Source organism: Amycolatopsis rifamycinica (assembly GCF_000695625.1).
Classification (GTDB): domain Bacteria; phylum Actinomycetota; class Actinomycetes; order Mycobacteriales; family Pseudonocardiaceae; genus Amycolatopsis; species Amycolatopsis rifamycinica.
Map to the genome: position 1 here is coordinate 20,094 of NZ_JMQI01000005.1, position 16,801 is coordinate 36,894.

Sequence of the window (16,801 nt, forward strand, 5' to 3'; positions counted from 1 at the left end):
CATGACCATGGAAGCACTCGAAGGCCAGCTGACCGCCGACTTCTACAACTACGAGACGCTGCTGAGCGACGAAGAGCGCAAGCTGCTGGTGCGGGCCCGCGACTTCATGCGCACCGACGTCAAGCCGCTGGTGAACGAGAACTGGGAAGCCGGCACCTTCCCGAAGGAGCTCATCGGCCTCTTCCGCGACTCGGGCCTCGCGGGCCTGCCCTACGAGGGCTACGGCGAGCACAAGCCGGCGGTCAGCCACCTCCTCACCGGCATGATGGCGATGGAGATGAGCCGCACGGACGCCTCGGTGGCGACGTTCTTCGGTGTCCACAACGGACTCGCGATGTACTCGATCTACGCCGGCGGCAGCCAGGAGCAGCGCGACCGCTGGCTCCCCGAGATGGCCGCGATGGACAAGATCGGCGCGTTCGCGATGACCGAACCGCTCGGTGGCTCCGACGTCGCGGGCGGCATGCGCACCACCGCCAAGCGCGACGGTGACAGCTGGGTCCTCAACGGCGCCAAGAAGTGGATCGGCAACGCGACCTTCGCCGACTACGTCGTGGTGTGGGCGCGGGACCTCGACGACAACCACGTCAAGGGTTTCGTCGTCGAGAAGGGCACGCCGGGCTTCGTGGCGGAGAAGATCCAGGGCAAGACGGCGTTCCGGATCGTCGAAAACGCCGAGATCACCCTGACCGACGTCCGGGTGCCGGAGGAGAACCGCCTGCAGGGCATCGACTCCTTCCGCGACGTCGCCGAGATCCTGCGCGCCACCCGCGGTGGCGTGGCCTGGCAGGCACTGGGCGTGATGGTCGGTGCCTACGAGCTCGCGCTCGACTACGCCAAGGAGCGCCGGCAGTTCGGCCGGCCGATCGCCCGCTTCCAGCTGGTGCAGGACCTGCTCGTGAAGAGCCTCGGCAACATCACCGCCTCCTGGGGCATGCTGGTGCAGCTCGCCCGCCTGCAGGACGCGGGGATCTTCCAGGACGAGCACTCGTCGCTGGCCAAGGCGTTCGTCACCGCGCGGATGCGCGAGGTGGTCGCCTGGAGCCGCGAGATCTTCGGCGGCAACGGGATCGTGCTGGAGTACGACGTCGCGCGGTTCTTCGCCGACGCCGAGGCGATCTACTCCTTCGAAGGGACGCGCGAGATGAACACCCTGATCGTCGGCAAGGCGATCACCGGGCAGTCCGCGTTCGTGTGAGGGAGCGGCTCAGTTGACGCAGCCGGCGGCCGTACTGGCCGCCGGCTGTTTCGTGTCCGAAGTGCCCGGAGTGCCCGAAGTGCCCGGCGTCGGCACCGTCGTCGCCGTGGCGGCCACCGGCTTCACGCCGCCGGTCGTGTCGTCGCCGGCCGCCCGGACCGCCGCGGTGCTGATCGCCGTGCGGACGAACTGCTGGACCTGCGCCGGGTCGACCTTGACCGCGTCGCCGTCGGACGGCGTCGCCAGCGACAGGCTCTGCACCGGGATGGTGGCGAACGCGATCGCGCCCGAGGTCATCCCCCGCAGCTGCTGCGCGAAGCTCAGGATGTCCCAGCCCCTGTCCAGCACCACCGAGCCCTGCACCGCGCCGACCAGCGAACCCAGCTTCGACGGGTCGGTGAACGTGCCCGCGCTGAGCACCTTCTTCGCCATCCCGGAGAGGAACGCCTGCTGCCGCGCGATGCGGTCGAGGTCGCCGTTGAGCAGCCCGTGGCGCTGGCGGACGAAGGCGAGCGCCTGCGCGCCGGACAGCGTCTGCGGGCCGGCCGCGAAGTCCGCGCCGGAGTAGCTGTCGTGCACCGGCGCCTTGAGGCAGACCTCGACGCCGCCGACGGCCCGCGACAGCGCGTCGAAGCCCGCGAGGTTGATCGCCGCGTAGTGGTTGATCGTCAGCCCGGTGAACTTCTCCACGGTCTGGATCGCGGTCTTCGCGCCCACCTCGTTCGCCGCCACCTCCAGCTGCGCGCCGGAGAGCCCCTGGGCGCGCAGACCGGACATCGCGGCGTTCTTGCCGCGGCTGTAGGCCGAGTTGATCTTGTGCTTGCCGTACCCGCCCGCGATGTCCACATAGGAGTCGCGCGGGATCGAGACGGCGGTGGCCGCGGCGCCCCCGGCCGGGATGTGCACCACGATGATCGTGTCGGTGGTGTCGCCGCCGTCGTCGCCGCCCCCGGCGTGGAGGGCGTCGAGCACGGTCTGCGGCAACGGGTTGCCGTACGCGTCCGTTCGCGCGTCGATCCCGACGAGCAGGATGTTCTGGGCGACCCGCAGCGGCTCGCCGGGCGGGGTGTCCTCGACGTCGACCTGAGCGGCCGGCGGGATGACGTCGGCGGTGACGATGCCGGCGTCCAGGGAACTCAGCTGCGTCCACAGGTAGCCGGTGGCCCCGAGCACCACCGTCGAAACGACGCCGAGCGCGACCCGGCCGCCGATGCGGCTCCCCCGCGACGACAACAGCACGACGTTCCCCTTGCTTCCCTCTGGCGACTTCCCCTCTTCGAGGATCACCGGGTTTGCTGGGAATCAGCTGAGAAAGTTGTCGGAAACTCGTGACGCTGCCCGATCGGCCGAGCAAGTTCGGGCCGATCGGCCCGTTTTGCCACGCAGGGTAGGGATTCGCGCACTCCCCAGTGCTGTGTCACCGGCCACAGTAGCCGCCTTCACCGTGTCACCGCGGCAGTTTGCGCCAAATGGCGCGAGGCAGAAGGCGCATCGCGAAGAAGACCGGACGGAGCATTCCGGGCACCCAGACGACCCCGCGGCCGCGGCGCAGCGCCGCCACCGTCGCCTCGGCCACCTGGTCCGGGGTGCTGGAGAACGGCGCGGGCGTCATGCCCTCGGTCATCCGCCCGATCACGAAGCCGGGGCGGACGAGCAGCAAGTGGACGCCGGAGCCGTGCAATGCGTCGGCGAGACCGCTCGCGAAGCCGTCGAGGCCGGCTTTGGCGGAGCCGTAGACGTAGTTCGCGCGGCGCACCCGCACCCCGGCCACCGACGAGAACACGACGAGCCGGCCGTGTCCCTGCGCGCGCAGCAGGTTCGCCGCGTGGGTCAGCACGCCGACCTGGGCGACGTAGTCGGTGTGCACGATGGCGGCGGCGTGCGCGGCGTCGCGCTCCGCACGCGCTTGGTCGCCGAGGATGCCGAAGGCGAGCACGATGGTTTCCAGCGGGCCGTGCTCGGCCGCCACCTTCTCCAGGAACGGGCCCTGCGCGGCGAGGTCGTCGGCGTCGAACTCGGCCGGTTCCACCGTCTCGGCGCCGGCCTCGCGCAGCGCGGCCACCTCCCCGCTCAGGTCCGCGCCCGGCCGCGCGGCCAGCACGAACCGCCGGACGTCGCCGCTGACCAGGCGTTTCGCCACGGCCAGCCCGATTTCGCTGCGTCCGCCCAACACCAGCACTGTTCCGCTCACCACCGCAGTTTCCCAGTCCGGGTGCGCTAGCGTTCCCGGGGTGGGGCACGCGCGGGACTTCGAGACGCTCGTCGAACGGCACCGCCGGGAGATCCAGGTGCACTGCTACCGGATGCTCGGTTCGCTGGCCGACGCCGAAGACCTCGCGCAAGAGACGTTCCTGCGCGCGTGGAAGGGCCGCGAAGGGTTCGAGGGCCGGGCGAGCGTGCGCACCTGGCTCTACCGGATCGCGACGAACGCCTGCCTCGACGTCCTCGCCCGCCGTCCGCGGCGCGTGCTGCCCGACCAGCTCGGCCCGGCCGGGGAGCCGGACGGGCCGATCGCGGCGGCCGACCTGCCGTGGCTCGAGCCGTACCCGGACCGGCTGCTCGAGGGCGCGGCCCCCGACGACACCGGCGCCGCCGTCGTCGAGCGGGAGACCATCGAGCTGGCCTACCTCGCCGCCGTCCAGTACCTCCCGCCGCGGCAGCGGGCGACGTTGATCCTGCGAGACGTGCTCGGCTGGTCGGCGAAGGAGACGGCGGCGTTGCTGGAGACGAGCGTGGCTTCGGCGAACAGCGCGCTCCAGCGCGCTCGTGCGACGTTGCGTGAGCGGTTGCCCGCGCGGCGTGCGGAGTGGACGGTCGGCGACGCGACGGCCGAGGAAACGGCGCTCCTGAAGCGGTTCATCGCCGCGTACGAAGCCGGCGACCCGTCCGCGGTCGCCCGGCTGCTGCACGAAGACGCGCAGGCCATCATGCCGCCGTACCCGTTGTGGTTCGGCAGCCGCGCTTCGATCGTCCGGGCGCTCTCGCATTCGCTGGCCCCGGCGTCGCCGGACTGCGTCGGGCAGTTCCGGATGCGGCCGGTGCGCGCCAACCGCCAGCCGGCGGTGGCCACCTACCTGAAGCGCCCGGGAGAGCACGACCACCGGTGGTTCGGTGTCACCTTGTTCACCATCGAGGCCGGGTGGATCACGGCGATGGCCGCGTTCGAGTCGGCCACGGCGGCGGCGTGGGGCCTGCCGGAGACGTGGCCCGGAGAGCACGACGACCACGGGTCCGCGGGAAAGATGCAAAGAAACGCATAGATATCGCGCACCGAAAAAGCCCGGGTGGGTGATTCACGAGGAATCACCCACCCGGGCGCGCACTCGGCCGGAATCGATTTCTTCCGGATTCGGTGGTGGTACTCGCGGCCGCCGGGAAGAGGTCACCGGGGCGGCGCGTCAAGCCGCTCGGTGCCGCTCGGGCGCGGTGCGCACCAGCCGGCGGCGTTCGTCCGCGGTGATGCCGCCGAAGACGCCGTGGTCGAGGCCGTTGTCGAGCGCGTAGCCGAGGCATTCGGCGCGCACGGGGCAGCGCGCGCACACGGCCTTCGCCTGCGCCGTCTGCCGGGCGCCGGGGCCGACCTCGGAGATCGGGAAGAACAGTTCCGGGTCCTCGTCCTTACAGGCCGCGAGTTCCGCCCAGCCCGTCATCGTGGCTTCCATTTCCTTCGTTCACCTCCTCGTCTTACTGTTACTGCTTCCCATTGTTGGGGCGCGTCAACCGACTTAACCGCGGCGGACGCGCGAGCGTATCCGCCTGGGTCAAGGGGGTTTTGGCTTCGGTCCCCGGCTCACCCTCCGGGCAACCAAGACTGCAACACATGAGAGTACGCCTTTCTTCCGGGGATCTCGATGTCGATCACGTCACCCGATCGGCGACGCCCGCGCGCGGCAAGCGCCCGCCGAGCGGTCTCGGGCCGGACGGCACCGGTCCGCTTCTGCGTTGTCCGAAGGGGGTTTCCGGTCACGGGTGATCGAAACCCGGTATCCGGGAACCGCTGCGCCCGCGTGTCCGGAACCCGCCGTTCGCGGGCGCGCGCGTCGCCGGCCGCCGACTGCCCCCGCCTGCTCGTCACCACCCGTCACCGAAGCAACGCGGTCCATTACTCCTACCGGGCAGTCTTGATCGGATCGTTACACGTAGCGGTCACCTCAGTGCACCTGTCCTTGTGAGGGCGAGGGCGAGGGGTGGTGGGGTGCCGTGTGCGGTCACGACGAGTTCGACGCGTTCTTCCGCGCCGACTTCCCGGCTCTCGTGGCCTTCCTCTGCAAGGCCGGGTTCGAGGTCGAGACGGCGCGTGACGTCGCCGCCGAGGCGATGCTGCACGCGCTGGAGGCGTGGCCGACCGCGGAGGACCCGCGCGCGTGGGTGCGCCGGGTCGCCGGGCGGCTGATCGACGCCCCGGGCGACGCGCGGGCGGACTGGACCCTGGCGGGCGACCCGCGGGACGACGAGGAGCTCACCGGGCTGGTCGAGCAGCACGCGGGGCTGATCGACCTGCTCGCCGCCCTCCCGGGCAAGCAGCGGATGGTCCTGGCGTGGTCGCTCGACGGGTTCACGCCGTCCCAGATCGCGGAGGCCCTCCGGGTCGCGCCCGCGACCGTCCGGTCCACCCTCCGCCACGTGCGGGAACGCCTCAAGCGACTCCGGGCCGCTCCGTCCGGTGATCAGCGGGACAGGGAAAGGTGAGCGAAATGCCGGCAACCGGGTACGGGGATCGGGCGATCACCGAGCAGCTGCGGGAGTCCAACGCCGCGCTGCACGACTCGCTGCGCGCCGGGCTCGACGTGGAGGGCACGCTGCTGCGGGTGCGCAGCCGGGCGCTCGTCCGGGAGATCGCCGCGGCGCAGCCCGCCGAAGCGTTCCCGCCGCACTGGCGGCACCACGACGAGCCGGTGGCCGCCGCGATGGCCGGCGACGACGCGGCGACCGCGCGCCTGCTCGCCACCATCCGGCCGCTGGTGGTGCGGTACTGCCGCGCCCGCGTCGGCCGCCACGAGCGCTCGTTCGCTTCGGCGGACGACGTCGCCCAGGAGGTCTGCCTCGCGGTGCTCACCGCGTTGCCGTCCTACCACGACCAGGGCCGCCCGTTCCTCGCGTTCGTCTACGGCATCGCCCAGCACAAGGTGGCCGACGCCCACCGCGCCGCGGCCCGCAACCGCGCCGACCCGGTGCCCGAGGTCCCGGACGGCGTGAGCGACCTGGCCGGTCCGGAGCAGCGGGCCCTGCGGTTCGAGCTGAACGAGCGGCTGGCCCGGCTGCTGGACGTGCTGCCGCCGAAGCAGCGGGAGATCGTCGTGCTGCGGGTGGTGGTCGGGCTCTCGGCGGAGGAGACGGCCGCCGCGGTGGGATCCACGCCCGGGGCCGTCCGGGTGGCCCAGCACCGCGCGCTCGGCCGCCTGCGCCGGTTGCTCACCGGCGAAGAGAGCTAACGCCGCACCCGCTCGAGGACGAACTCCGCCAGCGCCGCGGCCGGGCCCGCCATCGACTCCCTGGCCAGCAGCATGAACTCGATGTCGCCGGGCTCGGGCAAGCCGTCGAGCTCGACCAGGTCGGCCGGGATCAGGCTGCGCGCGTGCAGGGTCACCCCCAGGCCGGCCGCCGCCGCGGCGCGCAGGCCGGTGAGGCTCGACGTCTGGCACGCCGCCCGCCACTCCAGGCCCGCCCGCTCGAGGACCTCCACCGCCAGCTGCCGCGTGATCGACGGCATCGGGTACTGCACCAGCGGCACCGGCTGGCCCGGCTCCAGCACGGTCGCCGCCGACCCGATCCAGACCAACGGCTCCCGCCACAGCAGCCGGCCGTGGTGCGCGCCCGGGCGGCGCTTGCCCAGCACCAGGTCGAGCTGCCCGGCGCGCAGCCGCTGCGCCAGCACGTCCGACAGCTCGACCGTCAGCTCGACGTCCACCAGCGGGTGACTGCGGCGCAGCCGGTGCAGGATCTCCGGCAGCTCGCCGAGCGCGAAGTCCTCGGAGACGCCGAAGCGCACTCGGCCGCGCAGTTCCGCGCCGCGGAAGTGCCGCTCCGCGCGCTCTTCGGTGTCGACGACGGTCTGGGCGAACCCGAGCATCGCCTGCCCGCGCGCGGTGAGTTCGACCGTGTGGGTGTCGCGGGCGAACAGCAGCCCGCCGGAGTCGCGCTCGAGCCGCCGGACGTGCTGGCTGACGGTCGGCTGGCCGACCCCCAGCCGCCGCGCGGCCGCGGTGAAGCTGCGCGTCTCGGCGACGGCGAGGAACGAACGGCAGAGGCGGGGGTCCAGCACCGGGGCAGCCTATCGCGATCCGCGATGACAGTCAGTCCGGTCATCGGGGTTCCGAATGAGCACCGGCGCACCGAGAATGGGTTGCGGAAGGAGATCCATGTCCCGCCTGCGTCCAGACCCGTTCGTCCTCGCGATCCTCGCCACCGTCGGCGTCGCCACCCTGCTGCCCGCTTCGGGCGCGGTGGCCGGCGGCTTCGGCGTCGCCACCACCCTCGCCGTCGGCCTGCTGTTCTTCCTGTACGGCGCCCGGCTGTCGACGCAGGAAGCCCTCGAAGGGCTGCGGCACTGGCGATTGCACGCGGTGGTGCTCGCGGCGACGTTCGTGCTGTTCCCGCTGCTCGGCCTGGCGCTGTTCCTGCTGCCGGCGTCGGTGCTGCCGCCCCAGCTGGCGGCGGGGGTGCTGTTCCTGGCGGTGCTGCCCTCGACGGTGCAGTCGTCGATCGCGTTCACCTCGATCGCCCGCGGCAACGTCGCGGCGGCGATCTGCGGCGCGTCGCTGTCCAACCTGGCCGGGATCGTGCTGACCCCGCTGCTGGTGGCCCTCCTGCTGGCCGGCGACGGCGCGGGCGTCGACGGGTCGGCGGTGCTCGGGATCGTGCTGCAGCTGCTGGCGCCGTTCGTGGCCGGCCAGCTGGCCCGCCGCTGGATCGGCGGCTGGATCACCCGCCACGCGGCGCCGCTGAAGCTCGTCGACCGCGGCTCGATCCTCCTGGTCGTGTACACGGCGTTCAGCGCGGGCATGACGGAGGGCATCTGGCACCGGCTCGACCTGGGTCATCTCCTCGTGCTGGTCGTGGTGTGCTGCGTGCTGCTCGCGGCGGTCCTCGGCGCGACGGGCCGGGGCGCCCGCGTGCTGGGGTTCGGGCGGGCGGACCGGATCACCATCGTCTTCTGCGGGTCGAAGAAGAGCCTGGCCAGCGGCCTGCCGATGGCGACGGTGCTGTTCGGGCACGCGCAGGTGGGGCTGATCGTGTTGCCGCTGATGCTGTTCCACCAGATCCAGCTGATCGTCTGCGCGACGCTGGCCCGGCGGTACGCCGCCGAGGAGGAGCAGGAGCTCGTGCCGGCGTGACCGCGCTTCGTCCAATGTGTACAGAACCTGCCGCTCCCGCGGAACAGCGAGCGTCGGGAAAGCGCTTTCGCGGTGCTGCACCGGACGGGTTCCGGGACACGGTCGCCTCCTGGTCCGAACGTCGGCGATCTCCTCAGCACGGTGCAGGGTTCCGCCACGCCGACGACGTTCCGGGTGCGGGCGATGGCCGGCCAGGCCACCCCGAAGCCGGCCGGCCAGATCTGGTTCAACTACGCGGTCTACGCCCCGGTCTCGGCGTCGGGCCCCCCGACGCCCACCTCCGACGTCGCCGCCCTACACGTCCGTCGACCCGACGACGCCCTACACCTCGGTGACGCCGATGCCCGTCAGCGGCAGCCGCTGAGCGGAATCCGCGGTTTTCGCCCGGCCCGCAACGGCTTTCCGTCACCGCGGGCGGGGCGAAGGCTTCTTTTCCAGCTCCTCCGCCAAAATCGTGTCGACGCGCGAACCCGCACGCCGCAAAGCGCGCACCGCAAGGCGAATCAGGTAGCCGGCGGCGAACACGACCAGCAGCGTCAGGCCGATGATCCCGGGATTCGCCACGATGACCTCCCGGTACTCGTGCGCGAGGAAGCCAAGGCCCACCCCCGCGGTGAACGCGCTCAGCAGCGCCAGCCAGGACGCCCGGGAACGGGACGAGGTGGCAGAACCCATCGCTGCTTCCTCCCGCCGTTCCGGTCAGCGGCGACGCCCTTGCAACGTAGACGAGCATGGGCCGGTCGGCGGCCACTTCAACCTGTTTGGCCTACCGGATCTGCCCGGATGGCCGCTGTGATAACTTGAAGCGAACTGAGTGTCCTGTGCGCATGCAAACCTCGGGCGCGCAGGCGCGCCGAGGCGAGGGGGCGGTAGCTCAGTTGGTTAGAGCAGGGGACTCATAATCCCTTGGCCGCGGGTTCGAGCCCCGCCCGCCCCACGAACGAGTGGACGAGGCCGGCGCGGAGAACTCGCGCCGGCCTCGCTTCTTTTCGCCGCCGACGATTCGGCGTCGGGCGAAACGTCACCCGGCGCAAAGGCAGCGCTCGCACGCCTCCACGAACACCTGCACGGCGCGACGCTCGTCCCCCGCCCGCCAGACGACGGCGAGTTCACCGGGCGGCAGCCCCGTCACCCGGCGGCACACGATGTCGTCGCGCTGGTAGATCTGCGCGTTCCCTGCGGAAAGCAGCACCACACCCAGTCCGGATCCGGCGGCTTCGAGGGATTCCTCGGCCGTTTCGGCCTCGGCGACGACCCGCGCCGGTGCCGCCCGCCGGTCGTTCCCCAGCCAGAACTCGCGAAGCGGCCCGGCCGAACGCGGCAGCGCGATGAACGGCTCTTCGGCCAGCTCGTCCAGCGCAACGGTTTCCCGGGCCGCGAGCCGGTGTCCGGACGGCAGGGCCACCCAGCGGTCCTCGGTGGCGACGACCTTCCGCGCGAACCCGGCCGGGACCGGCAACCAGGCGACGGCCACATCGACCTCGCCGTCGGCGAGCCCCACCGTGGGATCGCTCCACGCGATCTGCCGGAACAGCAGTGTCCAGCCCGGCAGCGACTTCGCCATCTTCGCCGTGACGTTCGGGATGAGGCCGCGGCCGATCCGGGTGTGGAACCCGACCGTCAAGGTCGTCCGCCGCGCGGCGGCCACTTCGGCGAGCTCGCTCTGCGCGTCCTCCCACTGCCGGATGATCCGCTGGGCCTGCGGCAGCAGCGCCGCCCCGGCCGCGGTGAGGGCCACCGTGCGGTGGTCCCGCTCGAACAGCGGGATCCGCAGCGACGTCTCCAGCCGGCGGATCTGCTTGCTCAGCGACGGCTGGGCGATGAACAGCCGCCCGGCGGCCCGGGTGAAGCTCAGTTCCTCCGCCACCGCGACGAAGTAGCGCAGGTCCCGGACGTGGACATCCATAGCCCCAGGCTATAGCGGCCGGTCTTGGACGCCCGGCACCGGACGGCCCGACGATGACCCCGGACATCGGACAACGGACAACGGACAACGGACATCGGACAACGGGCCTCGGGCACGGCGAAGGGCGAGAACCATGCAACTGGGAGTGGCGGGACTGAACGCCAAGGCGACGCTGGGCCCGGCCGAGACGGTCCGTCTGGCGCGGCTGGCCGAGGACCTCGGGTACGCGTCGTGGTGGGCGGGCGATCACGTGGTGCTGCCGAGCCCGCGGGTGCCGCAGTCGCCGATGGAGCCGACCGACCCGATCCTCGACCCGCTGGTGCACCTGTCCTACGTCGCGGCCGTCACCGAGCGGCTGGAACTCGGCACCGGCGTCGTGATCCTGCCGCAGCGCAACCCGCTCGTCCTCGCCAAGCAGGCGGCGAGCCTCGACGTGCTCAGCGGCGGCCGTCTGCTGCTCGGCGTCGGGGCCGGCTACCTCGAACCCGAGCTGCGCGCTCTCGGGGTGGCGATGGCCGAGCGGGGCCGGCGCACCGACGAGTACCTCGACGCGATGACCGCGCTGTGGACCGACCCGGCACCGGCGTACCGGGGCGAGTTCGTGGAGTTCCGCGACGTCGACGCGCACCCGCGCCCGGCGCGCCCCCGGATCGTGGTCGGCGGGCACAGTCCCGCCGCGTTCCGCCGCGCGGTGTCCCGCGGTCACGGCTGGTTCGGCAACGGCGGGCTCGACGACCTGCCCCGCCACCTCGCCGGGCTGCGCCGGGCCGCCGGCGAGGTCGACCGCCCGGCCCGGCTCGGCCGGCTGGAGATCAGCTACCTCCCCCTCGACCCGGTGGAGGTGGACGCTCGCGCCGCCGAGCGCTACGCGACCCTCGGCGTGGACCGGCTCGTCGTCTACCCGCTGCCGCTGGAGGATCCGTCGGAGGTCGCGAGGTTCCTGGAGCGTCACGCCGTGCTCGGCTAGTGCCCGCCGTGGCCGGGCGGGGCCGGGTGGTGGCCGGTGCGGCCTGCGTGCCGGTGGAACCGGCTGACCTCGGGCGGGTGGACGACGAACGGGCGCATCATGCCCTCGTCCTCGTGGTCCAGGATGTGGCAGTGGTACATGAACTCGCCGGTCGCCTCCTCGAAGCGGCCGGCGACGCGGATCCACTCCCCCGCCCACAGGGTGAACGTGTCCTTCCAGCCCTCTTCGTGCTTCTCGATCGCCGGGCCGTCGGCCGGGGCGGGCAGGGGCCGGGACGTGCCGCCCGCCGCGATGTCGAACGCCGTCAGGTCGGCGAACTTGCGTCTGGTCAGCAGCTGGAAGCGGGCCATGTGGATGTGCATCGGGTGCGGGGCGCCGCCGAGCTGGATCAGGTTCCACACCACCCAGCGGCCGCGGTCGACGAAGATCGTCGTCGTGTCGTCGAACAGGTGGGCCACCTTGCGGAACGTGCGCACGTGGCCCATCGCCGGGTCGGTGAGCTGGAGGACGCCCTCCGCCGGGAACCGCGCCGGCAGCTCGGCCGGGTCGGTGATCTCGGCCAGCTCCCACATTTCCGGGTGCGGCCGGCCCGCCACGCCCGGCGGGGTCGTCGCCACGAACACCTCGTCGTGGTCCGCCGGCACGGTCACCCCCTCCGCCAGCCGGACGTAGGAAGTGGACAGCCGGGCCGGCGGCCGGAACGGTTCGGGACGGCGGCGGCTTTCGACGCGGAACTCCATGATGTTCGGCTCGATCGAGGCACCCGTGTTGACCAGCCGCAGGCGCTGCCCGGGGAACCGGCTGAAGTCGATCAGCAGGTCGGCGCGCTCGGCCGGGGTCAGGGTCAGCCCGCCCGCCGGCACCGCCGCCGGTGCGGGCAGCAGGCCCGCGTCCGTGCCGGCGATCCGGACCGCGTCGTTGTGCACGGTGCCCGCCTCGTCGACCAGGTCGAGGCGGAAGAACCGGCCGTTCGCCATGTTGAGCACGCGGAAGCGGTACCAGCGCGCGTCGACGTCCAGGTGCGGCCAGATGCCGCCGTTGACGAGCGTGAACGGGCCGGTGACCGGCGCCGTCGTGCCGGAGGCGGGCAGGTACTGGAACTTGAACAGCAGCCGCCCGGTGAGCGCGCCGGTCGCCGGGTCGGTGTCGAAGTTGCGGTCGGCCAGTACCAGCGGGATTTCGTGGTCGCCGCTGGGCAACCGCAGCCGGTCCTCTTCGTCGTCGCGGATCAGGTACAGCCCCGCGAGTCCGGAATAGACGGTGAAGCGGGTCACGGCCATCGCGTGGTCGTGGTACCAGAGCGCGGTGGCGGGCTGGCGGTTCGGGTACTCGGTGAGCTGCGTGCGCCCGGGGGAAATCCCGTTGTGCGCCCAGCCGTCGTTGCCGGCGTCGGTCAGCGCGCCGTGCAGGTGCACGACGTTCCACGGCGGCAGCTCGGCGACCCCTTCGACCAGCTCCACCCCGTCGGGCAGGCTGCCGTCCGCGGCGCGGTAGCCGGGCCGGTTCGCCGGCGTCGGCACCGCGTACGGCGCCCGCACCGCCACCAGCGGGACGGTGCCGCCGAGCTCGTTGGCCCACGCGACCCGGAGCCGCTGGTGGGCGCGAACTTCGATGGTGGGGCCGGGGAAGTGACCGTCGTAGGTCCACAGGGTGGTTTCCGGCAGCTGCGAGTGGAGCCGCGTCCGCGCGGGGGTCATCGTGACCGTGAGCTCGCCCCGGTACCGCCGCGAATGCGCCTGGATCACCGGCGGGATCCGCAGCGGGTCGAGGAACTTGGTGAGCCCGAAGTGCGGCGCCACGGTCGGCGCCGGGGCACCGGTCGCCGCCGCGCTCGGACCGAGCAGGTTCACCCCCACCGCGACGCCCGCGGAACCGAGCGCCGCGGCGGTGAGGAAGGTGCGCCGGTCGAGGGAGTCGTCCACTTTCCCTACCAGGCAACCGGAAGTTCGGTCAGCACCTGGAACCCCGCGGTGGGGTTGAACGGGATCTCCGCCGCGGGCACCGCGAGCCGCAGGCCGGGCAGGCGCTCGAGCAGCCGGCCGAGGGCGATTTCCATCGTGACGCGCGCGAGGTTCTGCCCCAGGCACTGGTGGGCGCCGAACCCGAACGAGACGTGGTCCCGGGCGGTGGTGCGGTGCCAGCCGAGCGCGTCCGGCTCCTCGTGGACGTTCTCGTCGCGGTTGATGAGCGAGGTTATGAAGAACACGCCGTCGCCCTTGCGGATGGTGGCGCCCTCGACCTCGATGTCGTCGACGGCCAGCCGGGAAACACCGTCCGGAATGGACAGCACCCGCAGCAGCTCGTCCACGGCGGTGGGCAGCAGCGACGGGTCGGCGCGCAGCTCGGCGAGCCGCTCCGGGTTCTGCAGCAGGACGAACGTGCTGAGCGAGATCATGGTCCCGGTGGTGCCGTGGCCGCCGGCCACCTGCAGGACCAGCGTGGAAATCAGTTCCTCGTCGACGCCGCCTTCGGTGCCGCGTTCGGCGAGGAGGTCGTCGAGGACGCTGTCGCCGGGGTTCCGCCGTTTCTCCGCGATCAGCCGGTCCATGTAGGCCATGAGCTCGTCGTACGCCGCGTTGGCGTCCGGGCCGGCCGCGAGCTGGTGCGACGTCTTCTCGAAGTATTCGTGGTCGCCGTCGGGGATGCCCATCAGCCGGTAGAGGATGGTCACCGGCACCGGCCCGGCGAACGCGGCGATCAGGTCCGCGGGCGGGCCGGCCGCGACCAGTTCGTCCAGCTGCCGGTCGACGATGGCCTGGATCCGCGGGCGCAGCGCGTTGATCCGCCGGGTCGTGAAGCTGGGGATCAGCAGTTTGCGCCGGGCGTTGTGCACCGCGCCGTCCACCCCGACCAGCGCGGTGACGATCTTCATCACCTTCTGCTGGGCATCGCTGACGGTGGCGGCGATGCTGGCGAACATCATGGGCCACGCCGGATTGGTGCGGTCACTGGAGATCCGGGGATCGATCAGGAGCCGGCGGGCGACGTCCCGGCTGGTGATCGCCCAGACGCGCCGTCCGTCGTAGAGCGCGACCTGGGCCAGCGGCTTCTGGCCGGCCAGCGGCAGGTAGGCCGGAGCCGGCTGGTAGGGGCAAGTGCGGTCCTGCGGGAACACGACGGTGTCGGCGGTGGTCATGGCGCCCCCTTGCGCGAGGAATGCGGCGACCCGCCCGCGTGCGGCGAGCGGGTGTGGCTCGGACCGGGAACGTTAGCCAGGGGACGACCGGCCGCGCATCCCCTCACTTGGTAATCCCCGCCCGCCGCCCCGGGTTCCGCCGCACAGCGCGAACCCCGCCGCCGCGGGACACTTCCCGCGGCGGCGGGGTCGGTGGTGTGCCTAGTTCGTGAAGTCCGCCTTGTGGTCTTCGGCCCATTCGGCGAAGGTGCGCGCCGGTTTGCCCAGGACCTTCTCGACCGTGCGGTCGATCTCCTCCGGCCCGTCGAGCGCTTCTTCGTAGTAGCGGATCCGCGTCTCGATGATGCTCGACGCGTCCCCGCGCCCGACCGTCCCCTCCGCGACCAGCTCTTCGAAGCGCCCGCCGATCCGCGCGCGGAAGTCCGCCCGTGCGGCGTCGCCGGTGAGGTCCACGAAGGCCAGTTCACGCCCGATCGCCCGGCCGATCAGGGCGAGCTGCTCGGCTTGGGTGATGCTTTCGCCCCCGGTGATGTGGTACTTCGCGCCCGCGTGGCCGTCCTGCAGCAGCGCGCACGTGCTCACCTCGGCGATGTCCCGTTCGTGGATCGAGGACAGGTAGGAGTGGGCGTAGAGGATCGGCACCGGCTCGCCCTTCTTGACGAACTCGGCCCACTGCAAGGAGTTCGCGGCGAACGCGCCCGGCCGGACGAACGTCCACGCCAGCCCGGACCGCTCGATCGCCGCCTCTTCGGCCAGGTGCCACCGCGCGATCCAGTGGTCCGGATCGCGCCCGGCGGCGGCCAGCGAGGACAGCAGGACGACGTGCCCGACCCCGGCGGCCTTCGCGACTTCCAGCACCCCTTCGACCCCGGCCGGCTGGGTGTAGAGGAAGAGTTTTTCCACGCCCCGCAGGGCTTGCTCGAACGTTTCCGGTTCGGCGAGGTCCGCTCGGCGGACGTCGACCCCCGCCGGCACGTCGAGCGCGTCCGGGTCGCGCGAGGTCGCGCGGACGTCGGCACCCGCCCGCACCAGCAGGTCTACGACGTTCCGGCCGACGTTGCCGGTCGCACCGGTCACCAGGATGGTCATGATTTTCCCCAGGTTGCTTGGCTGGCACGGGCTTCGCGCCGGCGAGATGTCCAATATGGACGTTGACTGACCGTACCTCCGGTCAGCAAGTATCGGTCAGCCGCCGGATGTCGTCAACCGAACACCGGTGCCGTGCTGGTCAGCGACCGCCGCACCATGTTCAGGCGGGATCTCCGCCGGGCACCCACCGCAGCCCGTGGGCGTACCCGAGCTGCGGCGCGGCGAACTCCTGCGCCACCTCGCACGCGCCGTCCAGTGGCAGGGCGGCGCCCGGCTGGGGCGGGTCGGCGAGCACCGACGGCGGGACGCGGTCGAGCCGCCACACCACCCGCGGTGGCCGCCGCGGGTCGAAGCGGACGCGGACCTCGAACGACTCGCACGTCACCAGCGGCACGAAGACGTACGACGGCCGGATCGGCAGGCCGTCGCGGATGCGGTAGGCCAGCGAATACGTGTGGGTGTCGCCGCGGTCCAGGGGGCGCGGCAGGTCGAGCAGCCAGCGGAAGTGCCGCTGGCCCTCGCGGGTGCCCGCGCTGATCCGGACGCCGTGCCGGGCGTCCACGGCGACGTCGCGCTCGCCGTCGCGGCCGTCTTCGGTGCGCGGCACCGTGAACTGCGCGGAGATCCGGGCGAGGGCGTCGCGGGTGGCCACGATCAGCCGTTCCTCGGTCACCTCCGGCTCGGCGGTGTCGAGCCGGACGAGCACCTTGAGCCGCTTGACGAACCAGCCGTCGTCCGGGCCGGGCTCGGCGGCACCCGGCCGCGTACCGGCCTCGATCTCCGCGGCGAGCCGGGCGAACGACCGGTCGACGCGGCGCCGGGCCGTGCGTTCGGAGACGCGCAGCTGATCCGCGAGCACCCCGATCCGGTCGCTGAGCAGGGCGTGCTGCGCGCCGGGCGCGATGCCGAGCGCGACGTTCACCGCCAGCTTGTCGTCGGCCGGGAATTCGGCGATCGCGGCGGAAATGGCTTCGCGCAACACGCGGCGCGCATCGCGATCGCTCGTTGTCCGGTGGATTTCACACCAGCCGGAAACCAGCGGCCCGAGCCGGCTGCGCAGCCGGTCGGCCTCCAATCCCCAGCCGCGCCGCAACGTGGTGAGTTCCCGGAGCAGCCCGTTCTCCTGTGCCATGGGATTTCCATTGTGACACGGGCACTTCGCGGCGATCGG

General features: G+C 72.1%; 16 protein-coding genes and 1 tRNA gene. 7 read left to right on the plus strand and 10 right to left on the minus strand.

Features of this window, described 5'->3' with window-relative positions; genetic code table 11:
* The first annotated feature begins 1 nt into the window (after position 1).
* Positions 2-1,198, plus strand: coding sequence for an acyl-CoA dehydrogenase family protein (locus DV20_RS02845; protein WP_043776201.1), 1,197 nt, complete (start codon positions 2-4; stop codon positions 1,196-1,198).
* 9 nt (positions 1,199-1,207) lie between these two features.
* On the opposite strand, the gene DV20_RS02850 is transcribed toward DV20_RS02845, so the two are convergent.
* Together DV20_RS02850 and DV20_RS02855 are read right to left on the minus strand one after the other, a co-directional pair.
* Entirely contained in the window at positions 1,208-2,437 is a 1,230-nt protein-coding gene (locus DV20_RS02850) for an LCP family protein (RefSeq protein WP_043776276.1), read from the minus strand.
* Positions 2,438-2,645: 208 nt separating this feature from the next.
* Positions 2,646-3,389 carry an SDR family NAD(P)-dependent oxidoreductase gene (locus DV20_RS02855; protein WP_043776277.1) on the minus strand — a complete coding sequence of 248 codons (744 nt, stop codon included), beginning with the start codon at positions 3,387-3,389 and terminating at the stop codon, positions 2,646-2,648.
* A 40-nt stretch (positions 3,390-3,429) separates the two neighbouring features.
* Between DV20_RS02855 and DV20_RS02860 the strand changes: the two genes are divergently transcribed.
* Positions 3,430-4,458 carry an RNA polymerase subunit sigma-70 gene (locus tag DV20_RS02860; RefSeq protein WP_043776204.1) on the plus strand — a complete coding sequence of 343 codons (1,029 nt, stop codon included), beginning with the start codon at positions 3,430-3,432 and terminating at the stop codon, positions 4,456-4,458.
* Positions 4,459-4,596: 138 nt separating this feature from the next.
* Here DV20_RS02860 and DV20_RS02865 read toward each other — a convergent pair whose 3' ends face one another.
* On the minus strand, positions 4,597-4,860 hold the full coding sequence (locus tag DV20_RS02865) for a WhiB family transcriptional regulator (RefSeq protein ID WP_043776205.1): 264 nt from the start codon (positions 4,858-4,860) through the stop codon (positions 4,597-4,599).
* A 538-nt stretch (positions 4,861-5,398) separates the two neighbouring features.
* Here DV20_RS02865 and DV20_RS02870 point away from each other — a divergent pair.
* Together DV20_RS02870 and shbA are read left to right on the plus strand one after the other, a co-directional pair.
* Positions 5,399-5,887 carry an RNA polymerase sigma factor gene (locus DV20_RS02870; protein WP_043776207.1) on the plus strand — a complete coding sequence of 163 codons (489 nt, stop codon included), beginning with the start codon at positions 5,399-5,401 and terminating at the stop codon, positions 5,885-5,887.
* 218 nt (positions 5,888-6,105) lie between these two features.
* On the plus strand, positions 6,106-6,630 hold the full coding sequence (gene shbA / locus DV20_RS02875) for an RNA polymerase sigma factor ShbA (RefSeq protein WP_051735777.1): 525 nt from the start codon (positions 6,106-6,108) through the stop codon (positions 6,628-6,630).
* Here the strand turns inward: shbA and DV20_RS02880 are convergent.
* Positions 6,627-7,460: a LysR family transcriptional regulator gene (locus DV20_RS02880; protein ID WP_043776209.1), complete on the minus strand. Its 834-nt coding sequence runs from the start codon at positions 7,458-7,460 to the stop codon at positions 6,627-6,629. The two genes, shbA and DV20_RS02880, sit on opposite strands and share 4 nt — an antisense overlap.
* Positions 7,461-7,557: 97 nt before the next feature.
* Between DV20_RS02880 and DV20_RS02885 the strand changes: the two genes are divergently transcribed.
* Complete coding sequence (locus DV20_RS02885; RefSeq protein ID WP_043776210.1) at positions 7,558-8,532, plus strand: bile acid:sodium symporter family protein; 975 nt, start codon at positions 7,558-7,560, stop codon at positions 8,530-8,532.
* Positions 8,533-8,937: 405 nt separating this feature from the next.
* Here DV20_RS02885 and DV20_RS02890 read toward each other — a convergent pair whose 3' ends face one another.
* Positions 8,938-9,207, minus strand: a complete 270-nt coding sequence (locus tag DV20_RS02890; RefSeq protein WP_043776212.1) for a hypothetical protein — start codon at positions 9,205-9,207, stop codon at positions 8,938-8,940.
* A gap of 188 nt (positions 9,208-9,395) precedes the next feature.
* Here DV20_RS02890 and DV20_RS02895 point away from each other — a divergent pair.
* Positions 9,396-9,469 (plus strand) — tRNA-Ile (locus tag DV20_RS02895).
* An 84-nt stretch (positions 9,470-9,553) separates the two neighbouring features.
* Here DV20_RS02895 and DV20_RS02900 read toward each other — a convergent pair.
* Positions 9,554-10,438: a LysR family transcriptional regulator gene (locus DV20_RS02900; protein WP_043776215.1), complete on the minus strand. Its 885-nt coding sequence runs from the start codon at positions 10,436-10,438 to the stop codon at positions 9,554-9,556.
* A gap of 133 nt (positions 10,439-10,571) precedes the next feature.
* Between DV20_RS02900 and DV20_RS02905 the strand changes: the two genes are divergently transcribed.
* Positions 10,572-11,405, plus strand: coding sequence for an LLM class F420-dependent oxidoreductase (locus DV20_RS02905; RefSeq protein ID WP_043776217.1), 834 nt, complete (start codon positions 10,572-10,574; stop codon positions 11,403-11,405).
* Here DV20_RS02905 and DV20_RS02910 read toward each other — a convergent pair.
* The 4 genes from DV20_RS02910 to DV20_RS02925 all read right to left on the minus strand — a co-directional run bounded on the left by DV20_RS02910 (position 11,402) and on the right by DV20_RS02925 (position 16,762).
* Positions 11,402-13,327, minus strand: coding sequence for a multicopper oxidase family protein (locus DV20_RS02910; protein ID WP_043776219.1), 1,926 nt, complete (start codon positions 13,325-13,327; stop codon positions 11,402-11,404). The two genes, DV20_RS02905 and DV20_RS02910, sit on opposite strands and share 4 nt — an antisense overlap.
* A gap of 5 nt (positions 13,328-13,332) precedes the next feature.
* Positions 13,333-14,541: a cytochrome P450 gene (locus DV20_RS02915; protein ID WP_043776221.1), complete on the minus strand. Its 1,209-nt coding sequence runs from the start codon at positions 14,539-14,541 to the stop codon at positions 13,333-13,335.
* A 201-nt stretch (positions 14,542-14,742) separates the two neighbouring features.
* Positions 14,743-15,630, minus strand: coding sequence for an NAD(P)H-binding protein (locus DV20_RS02920; protein WP_043776222.1), 888 nt, complete (start codon positions 15,628-15,630; stop codon positions 14,743-14,745).
* 160 nt (positions 15,631-15,790) lie between these two features.
* The gene (locus DV20_RS02925) at positions 15,791-16,762 is read right to left on the minus strand and encodes a hypothetical protein (protein WP_043776223.1); all 972 of its coding nucleotides are present in this window, start codon (positions 16,760-16,762) and stop codon (positions 15,791-15,793) included.
* Positions 16,763-16,801 lie beyond the last annotated feature (39 nt).

What these genes read in the sequence shown, in the direction of transcription:
- DV20_RS02845 (WP_043776201.1), top strand. Translation starts at nt 2, where the DNA reads ATGACCATGGAAGCACTCGAAGGCCAGCTGACCGCCGACTTCTACAAC.
- DV20_RS02865 (WP_043776205.1), bottom strand. Translation starts at nt 4,860, where the DNA reads ATGGAAGCCACGATGACGGGCTGGGCGGAACTCGCGGCCTGTAAGGAC.
- shbA (WP_051735777.1), top strand. Translation starts at nt 6,106, where the DNA reads ATGGCCGGCGACGACGCGGCGACCGCGCGCCTGCTCGCCACCATCCGG.
- DV20_RS02885 (WP_043776210.1), top strand. Translation starts at nt 7,558, where the DNA reads ATGTCCCGCCTGCGTCCAGACCCGTTCGTCCTCGCGATCCTCGCCACC.
- DV20_RS02890 (WP_043776212.1), bottom strand. Translation starts at nt 9,207, where the DNA reads ATGGGTTCTGCCACCTCGTCCCGTTCCCGGGCGTCCTGGCTGGCGCTG.
- DV20_RS02900 (WP_043776215.1), bottom strand. Translation starts at nt 10,438, where the DNA reads ATGGATGTCCACGTCCGGGACCTGCGCTACTTCGTCGCGGTGGCGGAG.
- DV20_RS02905 (WP_043776217.1), top strand. Translation starts at nt 10,572, where the DNA reads ATGCAACTGGGAGTGGCGGGACTGAACGCCAAGGCGACGCTGGGCCCG.
- DV20_RS02915 (WP_043776221.1), bottom strand. Translation starts at nt 14,541, where the DNA reads ATGACCACCGCCGACACCGTCGTGTTCCCGCAGGACCGCACTTGCCCC.
- DV20_RS02920 (WP_043776222.1), bottom strand. Translation starts at nt 15,630, where the DNA reads ATGACCATCCTGGTGACCGGTGCGACCGGCAACGTCGGCCGGAACGTC.
- DV20_RS02925 (WP_043776223.1), bottom strand. Translation starts at nt 16,762, where the DNA reads ATGGCACAGGAGAACGGGCTGCTCCGGGAACTCACCACGTTGCGGCGC.